The organism is Castellaniella defragrans (assembly GCF_014203015.1).
Lineage (GTDB): Bacteria > Pseudomonadota > Gammaproteobacteria > Burkholderiales > Burkholderiaceae_B > Castellaniella > Castellaniella defragrans.
In genome coordinates, this window is sequence record NZ_JACHIB010000004.1 from 178,313 (window position 1) to 191,502 (window position 13,190).

Sequence of the window (13,190 nt, forward strand, 5' to 3'; positions counted from 1 at the left end):
GCCTCCTGCCGGGCCGATGAGGCAAGTCGATTGTACGATAATTGCTCCGATACGGTCAGGCTTGAAACTTTCAAGCTCATAATATCCCGGTCAGCCCGCCGTCCCGGTCGGTCCACCCATCCGTTCAACTCACGTTCAACCCATCATCCCGATCAATCCGTCCTCCCGGCCATCCCCCACGTCTCCCGTCCTTCCCGCGCCTCCCTTTCCGCTTCCATGAACCGCACGCCCGCCTCCGCTCCGAACGGCCGTTTCGACGGCACCGACCGCTACGTCGCCACAGACTCCCTGAAGACCGCCGTCAATGCCGCCCTGGCGCTGCAGCGCCCGCTGCTGGTCAAGGGCGAACCCGGCACCGGCAAGACCCTGCTGGCCGAAGAAGTCGCCCGCGCCCTGGGCCGGCCCCTGCTGCAATGGCACATCAAGTCCACGACCAAGGCGCAGCAGGGCCTGTACGAATACGACGCGGTCTCGCGCCTGCGCGATTCCCAGCTGGGCGAGGCCGCCGTGCACGACATCCGCAACTACATCGTGCAGGGCGTGCTGTGGCAGGCCTTCGAGTCGGAGCAGCCCTGCGTGGTGCTGATCGACGAGATCGACAAGGCCGACATCGAATTCCCCAACGACCTGCTGCGCGAGCTGGACCGCATGGAATTCCACGTCTACGAGACGCGCCAGACCGTCCACGCGCGCCACAAGCCCCTGATCATCATCACCTCGAACAACGAGAAGGACCTGCCCGACGCGTTCCTGCGGCGCTGTTTCTTCCACTACATCGAATTTCCCGACCGCCAGACCCTGAGCGACATCGTGGCCGTCCATTTCCCGGACCTGCGCGCCGACGTGCTGGGCGCGGCCCTGGACGCGTTCTTCCGCCTGCGCGAAGTCCCGGGGCTGAAGAAGCGCCCCTCGACCTCGGAATTCCTCGACTGGCTGCACCTGCTGCTGGCCGAATCCGTGGCGCCCGACAGCCTGGCGCGGGGCGACGTGCCGCCGCTGGCCGGCGCCCTGCTGAAAAACGAACAGGACCTGAACCTGCTGCGGCGCCTGGCCACCCTGACGCAGCGCGGCGTCCGCTGACGGCCGCCGCCGGCGCGGCCGCCCGTCCGCCGCGCCGGCCGCACGCCGCGGCGCCCTTCCCGACCCCCACTTCACCGGACCGACCCATGAGCACCTCCGGCTTCAAGCAAACACCCCGTCCCGTCACCCTGGAAGGCCACGGCGTGCGCCTGGTCCCGCTGGCCCCGGAACACGCCGCCGGCCTGCGCGCCGCCGCCGCCGACGGCGCGCTCTGGAACCTGCGCGTCACCTCGGTCCCCGAGCCCGACCAGACCGAGGCCTACATCGCCCAGGCCCTGCGGGGCCGGGACGAGGGCCACATGCTGCCCTTCGCCGTCACCGACGCCGCCGGCGGCGCCCTGCTGGGCACCACGCGCTATCACGACATCGTGCCGGCGGTCGCGCGGCTGGAGATCGGCTACACCTGGTACGGCCGCTCGCATCAGCGCACCCATGTCAACACCGCCTGCAAGCTGCTGCTGCTCGAACACGCCTTCGAGTCCCTGGGTGCCGCCGTGGTGGGCTGGCGCACCGACAACTACAACCACGCCTCCCAGCGCGCCATCGAGCGCCTGGGCGCGCACCGCGACGGCGTGATCCGCCACCACGCGCCGCGCCGCGACGGCACCGTGCGCGACACCGTCATGTACAGCCTGCTGGCGGGCGAATGGCCCGAGGTCCGCGCCCACCTGCTCTACCAGCTGCGCCGCCCGCGCGCCTGAACCCACGCCCGCACGCCTGAATCCCCTTCCCGCCGAACGTCCATTCCCCTCTTCCTGGCCATGCTGACCGATTTCTTCACCCAGTTGCGCGCCGCCGGCATCCCGGTCTCCATCCGGGAATACCTGAGCCTGCTGGAGCTGCTGTGCAGCCCCGCCGCGCCCGCCAGCACGGAAGAGTTCTACCACCTGGCGCGCCTGGCGCTGGTCAAGGACGAGACCCGCTACGACCGCTACGACCGCGTCTTCGCCGCCTTCATCGGCCGCCTCCAGGCGCGCGCCGGCGGCCCCGACGTGCCGCCGGACTGGCTCGTGCAGACCTTCCGCAAGCAGCTCAGCGACGAGGAAAAGGCGGCCCTGGAAAGGCACGGCTGGGACCGGCTGATGGAGATGTTCCGCGAACGCCTGGCCGAACAGAAGGAACGCCACGCGGGCGGCAGCAAATGGATCGGCACCGGGGGCTCGTCGCCCTTCGGCCACGGCGGCTATCACCCCGAAGGCATCCGCATCGGCGGCCCCTCGGCCGGCAACCGCACCGCCGTCAAGGTCTGGGAACGGCGCGACTACCGCGACTACGACGACCAGCAGACCCTGGGCACGCGCAACTTCAAGATGGCGCTGCGGCGCCTGCGGCGCTTCGCCCGCCAGGGCGCGGCGCTGGAGCTGGACATGCCCGGCACCATCCGCGGCACCGCCGAGCAGGCCGGGATGCTGGACCTGCACTGGGTGCCCGAGCGCCACAACGCGGTCAAGGTCCTGATGCTGCTGGACGTGGGCGGCAGCATGGACGACCACGTCGCCCGCATCGAATCGCTGTTCTCCGCCGCGCGCAGCGAATTCCGCCACCTGGAAGTCTATTACTTCCACAACTGCCCCTACGAATCCGTCTGGCGCCACAACAGCCGGCGCCACGGCGAGCGCATCGAGACCTGGGACCTGCTGCGCACCTACGGCGAGGACTGGCGCCTGATCCTGGTGGGCGACGCGTCCATGAGCCCCTACGAGCTGCTGTACCCCGGCGGCTCGATCGAGCACCACAACGAGGAGGCCGGCGCCGCCTGGCTGCAGCGCATCCTGGCGCACTGGCCGCATGCCGTCTGGCTGAACCCGGAGCCGTCCGGGTCCTGGCAGTACCGCCAGTCCATCGCCCTGGTCAAGGAACTGATGCACGAGCGCATGTTCGGCATGACGATGGACGGCCTGGAGCAGGCCATGCGGCTGCTGTCGAAGTGAACCGGGGCGGGCGCAGCCCCGCCCGCGACGCGCGCCCGCCCCGATCGAAAACCCCGGTCAGAAGCCGACCTGGTCGCCGCCCTTGAGGTGCAGGATGGCGCGGGCCTCGTCGGGCGTGGCCACTTCCAGGTTCAGCGCCTCCAGGATGATGCGGATCCGGCGGACCTGCTCGGCATTGGACGAGGCCAGCCGCCCCGGCTCGATCCACAGGGAATCCTCCAGGCCGACGCGCACGTTCGCGCCCATCGCCGCCCCCATGGTGGCGAGCGGAATCTGGTTGCGCCCCGCGCCCAGGATGGACCACTGGTAGTCCTCGCCGAACAGGCGGTCGGCCGTGCGGCGCATGTGCATCAGGTCCTCGGGGTTCGGGCCGATGCCGCCCAGGATGCCGAACACCGACTGGATGAACGGGGGGCTCTGCACCAGCCCGCGATCCATGAAGTGCGCCAGGTTGTACAGGTGGCTGATGTCGTAGCACTCGAACTCGAAGCGCGTGCCGTTCTCGCCGCCCCTGCGCAGGATCGTCTCGATGTCCTGGTAGGTGTTCTTGAAGATCAGGTCGCGGCTGTTTTCCAGGTATTCGCGCTCCCAGTCGTGCTGGAATTCCTTGAACCGGTTCAGCATCGGAAACAGCCCGAAGTTCATCGAACCCATGTTCAGCGACGCGACTTCCGGCTTGAAGGCCATCGCCGGACGCATGCGGTCCTCGACCGTCATGGTCGGGCTGCCGCCGGTGGTGATGTTGATGACGGCATCGGTGGCCGCCTTGATCCGCTCCAGGAAGGGGCGGAAGTACGCCGGATCCTGGGTCGGGCGGCCGTCCTTCGGGTCGCGCGCATGCAGGTGCAGGATGGCGGCGCCCGCCTCGGCGGCGGCGATGCCCGCCTGCGCGATCTCGTCGGCCGTGACCGGCAGGTGCGGCGACATGCTGGGCGTATGGATGGCGCCGGTGACGGCGCAGGTGATGATCACTTTCTTCTTGCTGGCCATGGTGATGTGCCTCCAGGGGATGGGCCGCCGGATCGTCTCGCGGCGGCGTGGAAATCGGTGGAAAACGGTGGAAACCGATGGGAATCGGCGGAAAGCCGTTCAGGCGTCCCGCGCCGTCCGCCGCTTGTGCAGCGCGAGCTCCATCAGGCGCGCGTCGCGCCAGAGGCGCCGCGCCTCCAGCCCATCGGCCGGCAGCAGCCGGCGGCGCTGCGCTTCCAGGGTGTCGATCAGGGCTTCGGACCACGGCCCGGTGTCCGTCTGCTCGCGCGCGATGGACTCGAACAGGCCGCCGTAGCGCCGGCAGTAGTCCCGGATGCCGGCGGGCGCGTTCAGGTCGATGGTCTCGAACGGCCCCATGAAGGACCAGCGCAGGCCCAGGCCGTCCTTGACAGTCGCATCCAGGTCCTCGGCATCGACGTAGCCGCCCTCCACCAGCCGGAAGGCTTCGCGCAGCAGGGCGCCCTGCAGGCGGTTGAGGATGAAGCCCTCGATTTCCCGCCGCACCCGCACGGGCTTCTGGCCGATGCCGGCCATCAGCCGCTGCGCGTCGTCCAGCGCCTGCGGGCTGGTCCAGGGCGCGCCGCACAGTTCCACCACCGGCACCAGATAGGGAGGATTGACCGGATGCGCCACCAGGCAGCGGGCGCGCCCCGCCAGTCCGCCGGTGAACCGCGAGGCGGCGATGCTGGAGCTGGAACTGGCCAGCACGGTGCCGGGGGCGGCCAGCGCGTCCATCCGGGCGAAGATCTCCTGCTTGACCTCCAGGCGCTCGGGCAGGTTTTCCTGCACGTACGCCGCATCCGCCAGCGCCTGCTCCAGCGCCGTTTCCCGACGGATGCGGGCCATCGCCCCGGCGGCATCGTCCAGCAGGCCCTTGTCCTGCAGCAGCTCCGCCAGCTCGGCGATCAGGCGCAGGGCGCGCGCCGAGGCCTGCGGATCGCCATCCCAGAGGCCGACCTCGCAGCCGCCCCGCGCAAAGACGATCGCCCAGGCCTGCCCGATGAGCCCCGCGCCCACCACCGCCACTTTCATCATGCTGTCTCCTCGATTCATCTGGCCGCCCCGCTTCCGCGGCGGCCCGCCCGGCCGGGCGCCGGCGGCGCGAAGGCCCGCCCGGCGCGCGCGGCCGTCCCGGCTCAGACGAGCTGCTGGGTATGGCCGTCCACCACCAGCGTCTGGCCGCTGACGCCCGCCGCCGCCCCGCTGGCGGCGAACAGCGCCATGTTGGCGATGTCGCGCGCCGTGACCATGCGGCCCAGGGAAGCCTGGTTCTCATACCGGGCGGCGATCTCCTCCACCGGCCGGCCCAGGATCTTCGCCTTGGCTTCGATCACCGCCCGGATGCGGGGGCCTTCGACCGCCCCGGGCAGGATGGCGTTGACGCGGATGCCGTCCTTGCCCAGTTCGATCGCCAGCGTCTTGGTGAAGCCCACCACGGCCCATTTGGAGGCCGCGTAGGCCGACCGGCCGGCGAAGCCGAGGTGGCCGGCCGCCGACGACAGATTGAGGATGACGCCGGCCGGGGACTGGCGCAGCAGGGGGATGGCCCGCCGCGCGCACAGGAACTGCCCGGTGATGTTCACCGCGAGCGTCCGGTCCCAGTCGGCACGGCTGATCGTCTCGACCGCGCCGGTGGGGCCGGCGATGCCGGCATTGTTGACGAGCACGTCGAGCCCGCCCAGGAACGCCCGGCCGGCGTCGAACAGCGCGGCCACGCTGTCCTCGTCGGACACGTCGGCCACGACCGTGCCCGCCGCCGGCAGCTCCCGGCGCACGGCCGCCAGCGCGGCCTCGTCCACGTCGCAGAGGAAGACCCGCGCGCCCTCCGCGGCGAAGACCCGCGCCATTTCCAGCCCCAGGCCGCTGGCGCCCGCCGTGATCAGGACCTTTTTGTCCTTCATGCTGATGTTCTCGAACATGGCATTCCTTGAAAAAGAGTGGATGTCCGCCCGCCGGACGAACCCCGCTGGGGCGCCCGGCGGACGGGGAAGCGTCACCCGGCGCCGTCCGCCAGGATCAGGTCGGCGCCCTTCTCGGCCACCATCATGACGGCGGCCTGCGTGTTGCCCGACACCATGGCCGGGATCACGGAGGCGTCCACCACCCGCAGGCCCGCGATCCCATGGACGCGCAGGCGCGGATCGACGACCGCCGATGCGTCCGCGCCCATGCGGCAGGTGCCGATCGGGTGATAGATCGTCTGGCCGTTCTCCCGGGCGAACCGCAGCCACTGCGCGCGCGTCCGCGTCGCCGTGCCCGGGCTGATTTCCCGCTCCACGTAGCGCGCCATGGCCGGCTGGCCCATGATGCGGCGCGCCAGGCGCATTCCGCCGATCAGGCTTTCCTGGTCTTCCTCGGCATCCAGGAAGTTGGGCCGGATGTCCGGGCCCGAGAACGGGTCCGCGCTGCGCGCATGGATGCTGCCGGCCGAGCGCGGCCGCAGCTGGGCCACGCCCAGGGTCATGCCCGGCAGGCGGTCGAGCCTGCGCTCGGCCGCATTGGCATAGCTGGCATGCATGAAGAAGTACTGCACGTCGGGGGCGGGCAGTTCGGGCCGGCTCCTGGCGAAGCCGAACACCAGGCCGGTGCCGAGGGTCAGGATCCCGGTGCGGCGCGCGAAGTATTCGGACACCGCCAGGCCGAGGCGCCATCCCCGGGTCAGCTCATTGAGCGTGCGCGCGTCCTTCACGCGCCAGTTCATGCGCGTGCAGAAATGGTCGATGTAGTTTTCGCCCACGGCCGGCAGCGCATGGCGCGGCGGCACGCCGATCGATGCCAGCACGCGCGGGTCGCCGATGCCCGACAGCTCCAGGATCTGGGGCGACTGGACCGCGCCGGCCGCCAGGACGACCTCGGCCCGGGCCCGCACCCGCACGTCGGCGGCGCCCCGCCGGTACGTCACGCCGACGCAGCGCCGGCCGTTTTCGTCGAGATCGACGCGCAGCACGTGGGCGCCGGTGCGCACGCTCAGGTTCGGGCGGCGCCGGGCCCGGTTCAGGTAGCCGTCCACGACGCTCCAGCGCCGGCCGCGGTGCTGCAGGACCTGGTAGTAGCCGAAGCCTTCCTGGCTGGGGCCGTTGTAGTCCGGATTGAAGGGCTGGCCGGCCTGCGCGGCCGCGGCCAGCAGCGCGTCGGCGAGCGCATGCCGCTCCGCCACCTGGGTGAGGTGCATCGGTCCTTCGTGGCCGCGCGCCTCGCCGCCGCCGGCATACCGTTCCAGCTTGCGGAAATAGGGCTCGACGTCACGCCAGCCCCAGCCGTCGGCGCCCAGCGACTGCCAGCGGTCGTAGTCGGCTGGCTGGCCGCGGACGTAGATCATGCCGTTGATGAGCGTCGAGCCGCCCAGGCCCTTGCCGCGCGGCACGGCGATGACCCGGTCCAGCGTATTGGGCTCGGGCGTGGTCTCGAAGCGCCAGTTGAAGCGGGGATCGACCAGCAGCCGGCTGAAGCCGGCCGGGATCGGGATCCAGAAGTCGCGGCCCTCGCCGCCGGCCTCCAGCAGCAGCACCGAGTGCCGGCCGCAGGCCGTCAGGCGGTCGGCCAGGATGCAGCCCGCGGCACCCGCCCCGACGATGACGTAGTCGAACTCCTCCTGCATGGCGGCCCGTCTCCGGTCGTCAAAGCATGAAACGGGCCATCAGCCGCACCTGCTCGTCGAGCATGTGGCGGCCGTAATGGATGGGGCAGCCCTGCTTGTGCGCCTCGGCCAGGAGCGGGGTCAGCTCGGGCTTCATGATGATCTCGGCCACGACCGTCTCCGGCCGCAGCAGCTCCGCATCCAGCGGCAGGGGATCTTCCGCCCGCATGCCCAGGGTGGTCGCATTGACGACCATGTCGCATTCCCGGGGGTCGGCCGTGCCCGCCCGGACGTCGGCGTGCGGAAAGGCCTGCCGCAGGCGCTGGACGATGGCCTGCGCCTTGGCGAGCGTCCGGTTGGCGATGACGAGCCGGGCGGCGCCGGCCTCGACCAGGGAAAAGGCGATGGCGCCCGCCGCGCCGCCCGCCCCCAGCAGCAGCAGCCGCTTGCCCGCCGGATCGTGTCCCTGCGTACGCAGGCCCTGGACGAAGCCGGCCCCGTCGAACATGTCGCCGGCCAGGCGGCCGTCGGCCTCGCGGCGCACGGTGTTGACGGAGCCCGTGGCGCGCGCCGCCGGGCCCAGTTCGTCGCACAGCGCCGCCACCTGGATCTTGTGCGGCACCGTCACGATGAAGCCGCCCAGGTTCTTCATGCGGCGAAAGCCGGCGATCACCTCCGCCAGGCCTTCGGCCGGCACGTGCACCGGCACCAGGACGGCGTCCAGGTCCTGGCTCTGGAAATAGGCGTTGAGCACCTGCGGCGTGCGCACCTGCGCGATCGGATCGGCGATGATGGCGAACAGTCTGGTGTTTCCGGTAATCATGTGTCTCCCCTGTTGATCGGGCGGCCGCTCCGGCCGCTGCGTCCCGCGGGACGCCGACAGGTTTCAGGTCATCAGCCAGCCGCCCGCCACGTCGACGACCTGGCCGGTCACGAAGGCGGCCTCGTGGGAGGTCAGGAAGGCGCACACGTCGGCGACCTCGCCGGGCGTGCCCAGCCGGCGCAGGGCGGTCTCGCGGATGACCGCCTGGTTGGCGTCATCGGCGACGGTCGCCAGCAAGGGGGTGCTGATCCGCCCCGGCGCCAGCGCGTTGACGGTGATGCCATGCGGCCCCAGTTCCTCGGCGACGTGCCGCGTGAAACCGATGAGCGCCGCCTTGGTGGCGCTGTAGTGCACCCCGACGATGCGGCTGATCGCGGCCTTGCCGGCCACCGAGGACATGGACACGATGCGGCCGAACCCGCGCCCGATCATCCCGGGCGCCAGCAGTTTCGTGAGATAGAAGGCGCTGCTGAGGTTGACGCCCACCACCCGGTCCCATTCGGCGGGGTCCATCGCCTGCACGGCCGACGGCGCGCCGTCGTGCTTGGGGGAAATCCCCGCGTTGTTGACCAGGGTATCGACCTCGCCCAGTTCGGCGCGGATCCGGTCCACGGCCTGGGCGCAGGCGGCATACCGGCCGACGTCGGCGGCGGCGAAGGCCACCGCATGCCCCTGCCGGCGCCAGGCCTGCGCCGCGGCCTGGCCGCGCGCCTCGTCCAGGTCGATCAGGCCGACGCGGGCCCCTTCGAGCAGATAGCGCTCGACTAGGGCGCTGCCGATCCCACCCAGGGCCCCCGTCACGATCACGACTCGTCCCTCATGCCGCATGGCGGTCTCCTCCGACTTCCAGGATGATCTTGCCGATATGCCGGCTGCTTTCCATCAGGCGATGCGCTTCCTGCACCTCGTCCAGCGGAAAGACGCGATGGATGACGGGCAGGCAGCGGCCCTGCGCCAGCAGGGGCCAGACGTGCGCCTCGACGTCGGCGGCGAGCGCCGTCTTCTGCGCCACCGAGCGGGCCCGCAGGGTGGAGCCGGTGATCGTCAGGCGCCGCAGCATCACCGGCATGAAGTCGAATTCCGTCCTGCTGCCCTGCAGGAAGGCGATCTGCACCAGCCGCCCTTCCAGGGCCAGGCACCGGATGTTGCGCGCGATGTAGCCGCCCCCCACCATGTCCAGGATCATGTCCACGCCGCGGCCGTCCGTCAGCGCCTCGATTTCCGCGACGAAGTCCTGCGTGCGGTAGTCGATGGCCGCCTCGGCGCCGAAGCGGCGGCAGGCGGCGGCCTTGTCCGCGTTGCCCACGGTGGTGAACACGCGCGCGCCGAACGCCCGGGCAAGCTGGATGGCCGTCAGGCCGATGCCGCTGGAGCCGCCATGGACCAGGATCGTCTCGTTGTCCCGCAGCCGGCCGCGCTGGAAGACATTGGTCCAGACCGTGAAATAGTTTTCCGGCAGGGCGCTCGCCTGGATCATGTCCAGCCCGCGGGGCACGGGCAGGCAGTGCCCCGCGTCGACCACGCAGTATTCGGCATAGCCGCCGCCGGGCGTCAGGGCGCAGACCGGATCCCCGGCCTTCCACCGCGTCACCCCCTCGCCCACCGCCGCGACGCGCCCGGAGACTTCCAGTCCCAGGTAGGGCGAGGCATCGGCCGGCGGCGGATAGGAGCCCGAACGCTGCAGGATGTCGGGCCGGTTGACGCCGGCATACTGGACCGCGATCGAGACCTGGCCGGGCGCCGGCTCGGGCACCGGGGCCTCGACCACGCGCAGCGAGGAAGCATCGCCGCCCTTGCCATGATCGATCAGTTTCATCGTCTCTCCCCCACGCTCTTTTCCGCCATCGTTCCCTCCATCCCTTGCCGGAAATCCGCCCTGAAAAATGCCCTGGACATTGTCCTGAAAACCGCCCTGGAAATTGAAGCGCTTCAAATTCACGATCGATTATGAAGCGCTTCAAATATGCAGAGCCCTATCATACGCCGCCAATACCGCTTCGTACATGGCCTCGGATTGCGTCGGATGGGCGAAGACCGTCTGCATCAATTCGGCTTCGGTGGTCTCCAGCCCCATGGCGATGCCGAAGCCCTGGATCATTTCGGTGACCTCGGCGCCCACCATGTGGGCCCCCAGCAGCTCGCCGCTGCGCGCGCACAGGACGACCTTGACGAAGCCTTCGGTATCGCCCATGGCGATCGCCTTGCCGTTGGCGAGGAAGGGGAATTTTCCGACGCGGACCTCGCGGCCGGCGGCGCGCGCCTGCGCCTCGGTCATCCCCACATGGGCCACCTGGGGGTGGCTGTAGGTGCAGGCGGGGATGCGGCCGGCTTCCAGGGCATGGGGCGCGAGGCCGGCGATGTGCTCCACGCACGCGACCGCCTCGTGCGAGGCCTTGTGGGCGAGCCAGGGCGCGCCGGCGACGTCGCCGATGGCGTACACGCCGGGCTCGTCGGTCGCGCCGTGCGGACCGGTCACGATGTGCGATTTCTCGACCCGGACCGCGGTGCGCTCCAGGCCCAGGTCCTCCACGTTGCCCTGGATGCCCGCCGCCACCAGGATGACGTCGGCTTCGTGGGTCTCGGCCCGCGCCGGCCCCTGCACGCTCACCCGCCAGGCGCCGCCGGCCCGCTTCGCCTCCAGGATGCGGCATCCCAGGGACAGTTCGATGCCCTGTCCGGACAGGGACTTCTCCATGTGGGCGGAGATGTCGGCATCCTCGGACGGCAGCACGCGGTCGGCCATTTCCACCACCCGCACCCGCACCCCCAGCGCATGGTAGAAGCTGGCGAACTCGATGCCGATCGCCCCGGCCCCGACCACCAGCATGCGGCGGGGCAGGAAGGCGGGGGTCAGCGCTTCCCGGTAATACCAGACCGATGCCGGATCGGGCTCCAGCCCGGGCAGGAGGCGGGCGCGCGCGCCGGTCGCCAGGATGACGGACCGCGCCTGCAGGGCGGCGGGCGCCTGGCCGGCCGCGACCGGCCGCAGCTCGACCCGGCCCCGGCCGGCCAGCCGGGCGGCGGCCGGGATGACTGCCACCCCGTTCTTCTTCAGCAAATGGGCGACGCCGCGCCGCAGCTGCCCGGCGACCTGGCGCGAACGGGCCACCATGGCGGCGAGATCGGGCTGCGCCGCCTCGACCCGGATGCCGTAGCGCGCCGCGTCGCGCGTCAGGCGCAGCACGTCGGCCGAGCGCAGCAGCGCCTTGGTGGGAATGCAGCCCCAGTTCAGGCAGACGCCGCCCGGCTCGGCCTTCTCGACCAGCGCGGTGCGCAGGCCGAGCTGCGCCGCGCGGATCGCGGCGACATAGCCGCCGGGGCCCGCGCCGACGACGGCGACGTCGTAATCGTGACGTTCATGTTTCATGGCGGCCTCAGATCAGGATGCCCAGGGGCGCCTCGATCAGGCGCCGGAAGATTTTCAGCCAGCGGGCGGCCAGTGCGCCGTCGATGGCGCGATGGTCCACGGACAGCGTCACCGACATCATCGAGGCCGCCGCGAGCTGGCCCTGCGCATCCACCACGGCCCGCCGCTCGGTCGCGCCCACCGCCAGGATGGCGGCCTGCGGCGGATTGATGATGGCGGCGAATTCCCGCACGCCGTGCATCCCCAGGTTGCTGACGGTGAAGCTGCCGCCCTGGTATTCCTGCGGCTGCAGGCGGCCCTCGCGGGCGCGCTGCGCCAGGCGGGCGATGTCCGCGCTGATGGCCGACAGGGACCGGCCCTCGGCCTGCCGCACGATGGGCGTGATCAGGCCGTTCTCGGTGGCCACCGCCACCGAGATGTCCACGGCGGCATGCCGCAGCAGGGCCTCGTCGGTCCAGCTCACGTTCATGTCGGGCAGCTCCGCCAGCGCCACGGCGGCCGCCTTGACGATCATGTCGTTCACGGAGATGCGCCGCGGCGCGCCCGCGTTGATGGTCTCGCGCAAGGCCAGCAGCTCGTCCATCCGGCAATCGGCGCGCAGGTAGAAGTGCGGCACCGACGTCTTGCTTTCGAGCAGGCGCCGGGCGATGGTGCGGCGCATCGCCGAATGCGGGATGCGGGTCGCCCCGGCCTCCGCCGCGGGAACGGCGGGCGCCGGCGCCGCGGCCTGTGGCGCAACGGCGGGCGCCGCGGCCGGCTGCGCGGGGACGGACGCGGCCGCCGCGGGCGCCGCGGCGGGCGGGCGCGCCAGCGCCGCCCGCACGTCGCGCTTGACGATGCGGCCATGGGGCCCGCTGCCCGGCAGTCCCCGCAGGTCCAGCCCCGCTTCGGCCGCCAGCCGGCGGGCCAGCGGGCTGGCGAAGAGGCGGCCGCCGGCCGGACCGGCGGGCGCAGAAGCGGCGGGCGCGGACGCGGGAGCCGCGGCGGCCGAAGCGATGCCGGCGGGCGCCGATGCTTCGTCCGGGACGGCGGCGGAGGCCGGAGCCCCGGCCGGTACGGCAGCCGAAGCGGCGGCCTGGGCCGTGGCCGGGTCGGCGGGCCCCGCGCCGGCCGCCTGGCTCAGCAAGGCGTCGATATCCGCGGCCTGCTCGCCCGGCGCCAGCAGCACCCCGATGGGGGCGGCCACGGCGGCCGCCTGTCCGGCCGGCACCAGGATCCGGCCCAGGACGCCCGCGGCCTCCGCGGTGAACTCGATGACCGCCTTGTCGGTCTCGATGTCCGCCAGCGCGTCGCCGACGGCGACCGGGTCGCCCTCCGCCTTGGCCCAGGACACGATGGTGGCGGACTCCATGTTGGCGGCGACTTCCGGCATGTGCAACAGAATGGCCATCTCAATTCCTCCCCTGCTTCCGATTCATTCCC

12 protein-coding genes are annotated in these 13,190 nt (G+C 71.3%); 3 read left to right on the plus strand and 9 right to left on the minus strand.

What is annotated here, in order from left to right:
- Positions 1-216: 216 nt before the first annotated feature.
- From HNR28_RS04650 to HNR28_RS04660, 3 genes are all read left to right on the plus strand, one after another.
- Positions 217-1,080: an AAA family ATPase gene (locus HNR28_RS04650; protein ID WP_043681318.1), complete on the plus strand. Its 864-nt coding sequence runs from the start codon at positions 217-219 to the stop codon at positions 1,078-1,080.
- 86 nt (positions 1,081-1,166) lie between these two features.
- Positions 1,167-1,781, plus strand: a complete 615-nt coding sequence (locus HNR28_RS04655; protein ID WP_151025264.1) for a GNAT family N-acetyltransferase — start codon at positions 1,167-1,169, stop codon at positions 1,779-1,781.
- A gap of 60 nt (positions 1,782-1,841) precedes the next feature.
- A complete protein-coding gene (locus HNR28_RS04660) occupies positions 1,842-3,011 on the plus strand; it encodes a vWA domain-containing protein (protein WP_151025263.1) in 1,170 nt (389 codons plus the stop codon).
- A gap of 57 nt (positions 3,012-3,068) precedes the next feature.
- Here HNR28_RS04660 and HNR28_RS04665 read toward each other — a convergent pair whose 3' ends face one another.
- The 9 genes from HNR28_RS04665 to HNR28_RS04705 all read right to left on the minus strand — a co-directional run bounded on the left by HNR28_RS04665 (position 3,069) and on the right by HNR28_RS04705 (position 13,158).
- Complete coding sequence (locus tag HNR28_RS04665; protein ID WP_043681307.1) at positions 3,069-4,001, minus strand: beta-keto acid cleavage family enzyme; 933 nt, start codon at positions 3,999-4,001, stop codon at positions 3,069-3,071.
- 99 nt (positions 4,002-4,100) lie between these two features.
- Positions 4,101-5,033 (minus strand): 3-hydroxyacyl-CoA dehydrogenase, encoded by a 933-nt coding sequence (locus HNR28_RS04670; protein WP_151025265.1) that lies wholly within the window; start codon positions 5,031-5,033, stop codon positions 4,101-4,103.
- Between the two features lie 104 nt (positions 5,034-5,137).
- Entirely contained in the window at positions 5,138-5,920 is a 783-nt protein-coding gene (locus HNR28_RS04675; protein WP_151025262.1) for an SDR family oxidoreductase, read from the minus strand.
- Between the two features lie 74 nt (positions 5,921-5,994).
- Positions 5,995-7,599 (minus strand): GMC family oxidoreductase, encoded by a 1,605-nt coding sequence (locus tag HNR28_RS04680; RefSeq protein WP_151025261.1) that lies wholly within the window; start codon positions 7,597-7,599, stop codon positions 5,995-5,997.
- Positions 7,600-7,618: 19 nt separating this feature from the next.
- On the minus strand, positions 7,619-8,401 hold the full coding sequence (locus HNR28_RS04685) for a shikimate dehydrogenase family protein (protein ID WP_151025260.1): 783 nt from the start codon (positions 8,399-8,401) through the stop codon (positions 7,619-7,621).
- Between the two features lie 63 nt (positions 8,402-8,464).
- Positions 8,465-9,229 carry an SDR family oxidoreductase gene (locus tag HNR28_RS04690; RefSeq protein ID WP_043681293.1) on the minus strand — a complete coding sequence of 255 codons (765 nt, stop codon included), beginning with the start codon at positions 9,227-9,229 and terminating at the stop codon, positions 8,465-8,467.
- The gene (locus HNR28_RS04695; RefSeq protein WP_043681290.1) at positions 9,219-10,217 is read right to left on the minus strand and encodes an NAD(P)H-quinone oxidoreductase; all 999 of its coding nucleotides are present in this window, start codon (positions 10,215-10,217) and stop codon (positions 9,219-9,221) included. The genes HNR28_RS04690 and HNR28_RS04695 overlap by 11 nt, the downstream gene beginning before the upstream one ends.
- Positions 10,218-10,358: 141 nt before the next feature.
- On the minus strand, positions 10,359-11,768 hold the full coding sequence (gene lpdA, locus HNR28_RS04700; RefSeq protein ID WP_043681288.1) for a dihydrolipoyl dehydrogenase: 1,410 nt from the start codon (positions 11,766-11,768) through the stop codon (positions 10,359-10,361).
- A gap of 7 nt (positions 11,769-11,775) precedes the next feature.
- On the minus strand, positions 11,776-13,158 hold the full coding sequence (locus HNR28_RS04705; RefSeq protein ID WP_043681285.1) for a pyruvate dehydrogenase complex dihydrolipoamide acetyltransferase: 1,383 nt from the start codon (positions 13,156-13,158) through the stop codon (positions 11,776-11,778).
- Between the last annotated feature and the right edge of the window lie 32 nt (positions 13,159-13,190).

Bases quoted from the DNA above. Each gene is read 5' to 3' on its own strand.
- HNR28_RS04655 (WP_151025264.1), top strand. From the start codon at position 1,167: ATGAGCACCTCCGGCTTCAAGCAAACACCCCGTCCCGTCACCCTGGAA.
- HNR28_RS04685 (WP_151025260.1), bottom strand. From the start codon at position 8,401: ATGATTACCGGAAACACCAGACTGTTCGCCATCATCGCCGATCCGATC.
- HNR28_RS04690 (WP_043681293.1), bottom strand. From the start codon at position 9,229: ATGCGGCATGAGGGACGAGTCGTGATCGTGACGGGGGCCCTGGGTGGG.
- HNR28_RS04660 (WP_151025263.1), top strand. From the start codon at position 1,842: ATGCTGACCGATTTCTTCACCCAGTTGCGCGCCGCCGGCATCCCGGTC.
- HNR28_RS04650 (WP_043681318.1), top strand. From the start codon at position 217: ATGAACCGCACGCCCGCCTCCGCTCCGAACGGCCGTTTCGACGGCACC.
- HNR28_RS04695 (WP_043681290.1), bottom strand. From the start codon at position 10,217: ATGAAACTGATCGATCATGGCAAGGGCGGCGATGCTTCCTCGCTGCGC.
- HNR28_RS04670 (WP_151025265.1), bottom strand. From the start codon at position 5,033: ATGAAAGTGGCGGTGGTGGGCGCGGGGCTCATCGGGCAGGCCTGGGCG.
- HNR28_RS04680 (WP_151025261.1), bottom strand. From the start codon at position 7,599: ATGCAGGAGGAGTTCGACTACGTCATCGTCGGGGCGGGTGCCGCGGGC.
- lpdA (WP_043681288.1), bottom strand. From the start codon at position 11,768: ATGAAACATGAACGTCACGATTACGACGTCGCCGTCGTCGGCGCGGGC.
- HNR28_RS04665 (WP_043681307.1), bottom strand. From the start codon at position 4,001: ATGGCCAGCAAGAAGAAAGTGATCATCACCTGCGCCGTCACCGGCGCC.
- HNR28_RS04705 (WP_043681285.1), bottom strand. From the start codon at position 13,158: ATGGCCATTCTGTTGCACATGCCGGAAGTCGCCGCCAACATGGAGTCC.
- HNR28_RS04675 (WP_151025262.1), bottom strand. From the start codon at position 5,920: ATGTTCGAGAACATCAGCATGAAGGACAAAAAGGTCCTGATCACGGCG.